The sequence below is a fragment of the Pseudoalteromonas sp. S558 genome (assembly GCF_005886635.1).
Classification (GTDB): domain Bacteria; phylum Pseudomonadota; class Gammaproteobacteria; order Enterobacterales; family Alteromonadaceae; genus Pseudoalteromonas; species Pseudoalteromonas aliena.
The window spans coordinates 1-3,569 of the sequence record NZ_PNDU01000465.1; the positions used below are offsets into that span (position 1 = coordinate 1).

The 3,569-nt window shown below is 38.4% G+C and carries 4 protein-coding genes and 1 pseudogene; 1 reads left to right on the top strand and 4 read right to left on the bottom strand.

Annotated features, from left to right (window positions below):
- Positions 1 to 242: 242 nt before the first annotated feature.
- The 4 genes from CWB66_RS20840 to CWB66_RS20855 are packed head-to-tail and all read right to left on the bottom strand — an operon-like array spanning position 243 to position 3,157.
- Complete coding sequence (locus CWB66_RS20840) at positions 243 to 710, bottom strand: outer membrane lipoprotein (RefSeq protein WP_138586941.1); 468 nt, start codon at positions 708 to 710, stop codon at positions 243 to 245.
- 16 nt (positions 711 to 726) lie between these two features.
- Positions 727 to 1,347, bottom strand: coding sequence for a penicillin-binding protein activator LpoB (gene lpoB, locus CWB66_RS20845; RefSeq protein WP_138586942.1), 621 nt, complete (start codon positions 1,345 to 1,347; stop codon positions 727 to 729).
- Positions 1,348 to 1,358: 11 nt separating this feature from the next.
- The gene (locus tag CWB66_RS20850) at positions 1,359 to 1,784 is read right to left on the bottom strand and encodes a YcfL family putative periplasmic lipoprotein (RefSeq protein WP_138586943.1); all 426 of its coding nucleotides are present in this window, start codon (positions 1,782 to 1,784) and stop codon (positions 1,359 to 1,361) included.
- 8 nt (positions 1,785 to 1,792) lie between these two features.
- Positions 1,793 to 3,157: a COG3014 family protein gene (locus tag CWB66_RS20855; RefSeq protein WP_138586944.1), complete on the bottom strand. Its 1,365-nt coding sequence runs from the start codon at positions 3,155 to 3,157 to the stop codon at positions 1,793 to 1,795.
- A gap of 192 nt (positions 3,158 to 3,349) precedes the next feature.
- On the opposite strand from CWB66_RS20855, the pseudogene CWB66_RS20860 reads away from it, so the two are divergent.
- A pseudogene (locus CWB66_RS20860) lies at positions 3,350 to 3,569 on the top strand (BufA2 family periplasmic bufferin-type metallophore); the annotation flags it as partial.

Consider the following 3,569-nt stretch of genomic DNA (forward strand, 5'->3'; position numbering starts at 1 on the left):
TTCTTTAACCTGAACTCTGGGTAATAAATCTATCTCCCGCAGCTATTATCAGCGCTAACTGCGTTGAATTTACTTGCAATAGGCTAGCTATTGACGCGTAAATTCGCCTTGTTTCCACTGAGAATTTCTGGCTGGAGAAAAATAAATTTAAATATCATTATGGTTCAATATGTTAGTAAATCTCTTAACCAGAGTTCAGGTTAAATAGAACAACTAAATACTATAATATCATTATTAATTTATTAGTAAGCCTTATCTACACGCACTGTATTGTCATTTAAATACACTAGCCTAACGTTGTCGCCTTTGCTAAAGCGCATGGACTGGTCTTGATCTTGAACGACCATAAACTGCTCGCCATTTTCAACCTGTATCAATAACTCCACAAAGTGATTTTGTTGGTAATGACTTCTCTGTTGTTTGTTATGTGCGACACTGCCACCAATAACTGAGCCAAGTATTGTTGCGACAGTTCGACCGCTTCCGCCACCAAACTGATTCCCAATAACCCCACCTAACAATGCACCACCAAATGTTTCCCATCCGTTATTTTTATCTTGGATTATTTCTTGCTCGGTAATATTACGCACCGACTTGACATCCCCAAATAGAACTTGTTGTACGGGCACCGCTTTGTTGCGTTCATATTTGGCAAAAGTAGGTGCGCTTACCGATAATAAAGCACACATTAATACTGTAATTGCTTTCATCACTCACTCCCACTAGCTACCAGCCAAAGGTTGATTTCTCTTTTGTTTTACGAATTTCAGTTTCGTCAGCCCACTCTATAAGGCCGCTTTCCATGTCCATTAAACGCATTGTAAATTTGTAGTAAACGTCTGACTTGTCGGCATTTGATTTAACAATGCTTGATAAGTTTCCGTATAACATAAATTGCGCGCCAATCTGTTTACCAAACGCTACAGCTGTTGCTGGATTAACAAGGGCGTCTTCGTTTTGGAATGTTAACTGCTCACGTACAGACTCGACACGACTCATATCAACAAAGCGGAATTTACCGCTGCGAAGCATCTGAGTAGAGATTGAATCGGTAATTGATTCTGTATCAATGTGCTCACTGGTTTTGTTTTTAATACGCTCAACAAACACAACAGGACGTTTATTCGCTGTCATAGTGCCAACTACTGGCGAGCTTAGTAATGAGTCTGTCATTTGGCTCGCCACTTTCTGTAAGTCTGTCGAGCCAAAGTTAATATCGGTTGTTTCTACCGCTTGTGCATCTCCATAACTGACAACGGTTTTGTTTGCACAGCCGCTTAATACCAATGCACTTAAGCCAACTAAAGCGTAAGTTGATGCTGTTTTATACTTTTTACTGATGATCATGGTCGTTTCCTTTAATCTTTGAATTCTTGTGATTTGGTTGAGACTTCTCTTACTACTAATGAAAAGGTAACCGCATCAGGACTTGGTGCTAAGCCCGGTAATTGTGTTTTTGCAAAACCAAATAAAGTAAGTGCCTGCCAAGGCGAATGATTGCCTTTAATAATAAAGCCATCTTTGTCAAACCAATTGAATTGATATTGCAAGTATTGAGACTTTTTATAATTGCTAGAAAGCGTAACGACCACGTCGGTTAACTGGTTCGTTTGGCGAGTTTTTACATCAGTGATAGCGAGCTTTTTAGCTAAATTTGGATTATCAACACGAAGTTGATCACTAAATGAGTTTTTGTGTTGTTCAACAGAGATACCCGATGTAACGGGTCTACTTGAACATGCACTGAGCGCTAAGGCTGCTAATAATGGTGCGATGTATTTCATGATGCCTCCTAGAGTTGAACTACATGGTAGTTAAAGTAATTATTAACAGAGGTTAAGTAAATTAATGTTAACCTTTGCTTACTAACGGTAAAATCTATAGGTGCGTGTGTACCTACATATAATGAATGTACGCCCACGTTAAGTGTGTCACGGGCGACACTAATTTGATTCGGAAGCGTAAGCCAGCTGCGAGTATCGGCTTGCTCAGATGCTAAATTATAAATATTGGCAAGTATATTACCTACATCACCTGCACTGCGCGCAAGCTCCGCACGCACTTTTTCTTTCGCAATTAATCGCAATACTTGACGAGCTACTTTTTCAGGTATTGCATCCTCTAATGTTTTTGCAGCCAGCGCCTCAATATGTACCAGAGGGCTAAGTGCTAAATTTTGTGTATCAATATTTATATTATTGACGCGACGAACATAGGCGTTATCTTTGTATACAGGTATTGCTAGGCTGTAAAAACGCATATCGTCACGTGATGTATAAATTGGTAGACGTAATTTAAATTCATCTTGCTTTGGAACTAAACCTTGTTCAAATAAAACAATAACTTCGCCTTGATTTGCAGCTATGCTAGGTGCATCACTAAAACGTTGTTTAAACTCGTTTAAATCTTGCTCAAACCCTTGTTTTTTTGCAAGGCGCATTACATCGCGTTGTAAATAAATATTATTTGGCTCAATTGCGAGTGCTTTTTTATAATCAATATAAGCATCGTCGTATTGTTTAGCGCTTTGGTATAGCAAAGCGGATAAGTAAAAGGTATAGGCATTTTGAAAGCCATTTTTGACCTTTCTCGTTATATTATTCATACTTGGATAGTGCCGTTGCGTTTCTTTTGCTATTGAATCAACGTCTTTTTCATTTTCAACAAGCGCATCCACTTGTACCTTATTTGCTCGGCGAATTTCGACTAAAGCGCTTTCAACGTCGTTTTTATACGCATAGTTAAGTGCTTTATAACTATGTAGCATACTCATTTCGTAAGCGGGAGGGACGTAGCTAATAACTGAGTCGTTAGTAAATAATGCGTTACTTTGCTCAAGCCCTGCACTGACTTGTATTTTTGCTGCTTCACGCTTGCTCTGCATTTGCTTGTATACGTTTTCGAACTTGTTTTGTGCATCATCAGCGCGCTTGGCAAAATCATCTAAGCGTGCTTGCTCTAATTGATTAAGTAAATAACTACTGTGCGTGGTGTTATTTTTAGCAATAAGAGAGCGTGCTTCTTCGATATTATTATTCTCGATCGCATTTCTTACTGGTGTCATTTGAGTTGCGTAGTCATTAAATAGATCACTAAAACCTATGGTGCTACAACCACTTAAAATAAAACTAAAGCTTAAAATAATACTGCGGCGCACTGAGCACTCCTTTTAATTTACGCTCATACATTAACATACTCTTATGGGTTGAATATGTGAAACATTGTAAAAAATCGTAGAGTAAAGTTGGTGAACAAAACGTGAATTTTTAAATTTTTTATCAACTACACTGAAATAGTTATTTAGCTTTTGCGGTCTAGCTATTTGTTATATCACTCAGAGGAAATAAAAATGAAAAAGTTCACAGGTGCTGCAATGGCAGTAATGGTTGCGGGTTTAGTTGGGTGTAATGCGACTGAAACACAAACGTCTTCATCAAATACCGTTGCAAATAATACAGCAACAACCGATTTAGTTCATTGTTACGATGCTAATGTATGTGGCGGCCATAACGATTGTAAAACAGCCGAAAACGCATGTGCTGGTCAAGCATCTTGTAAAGGCACTGGTT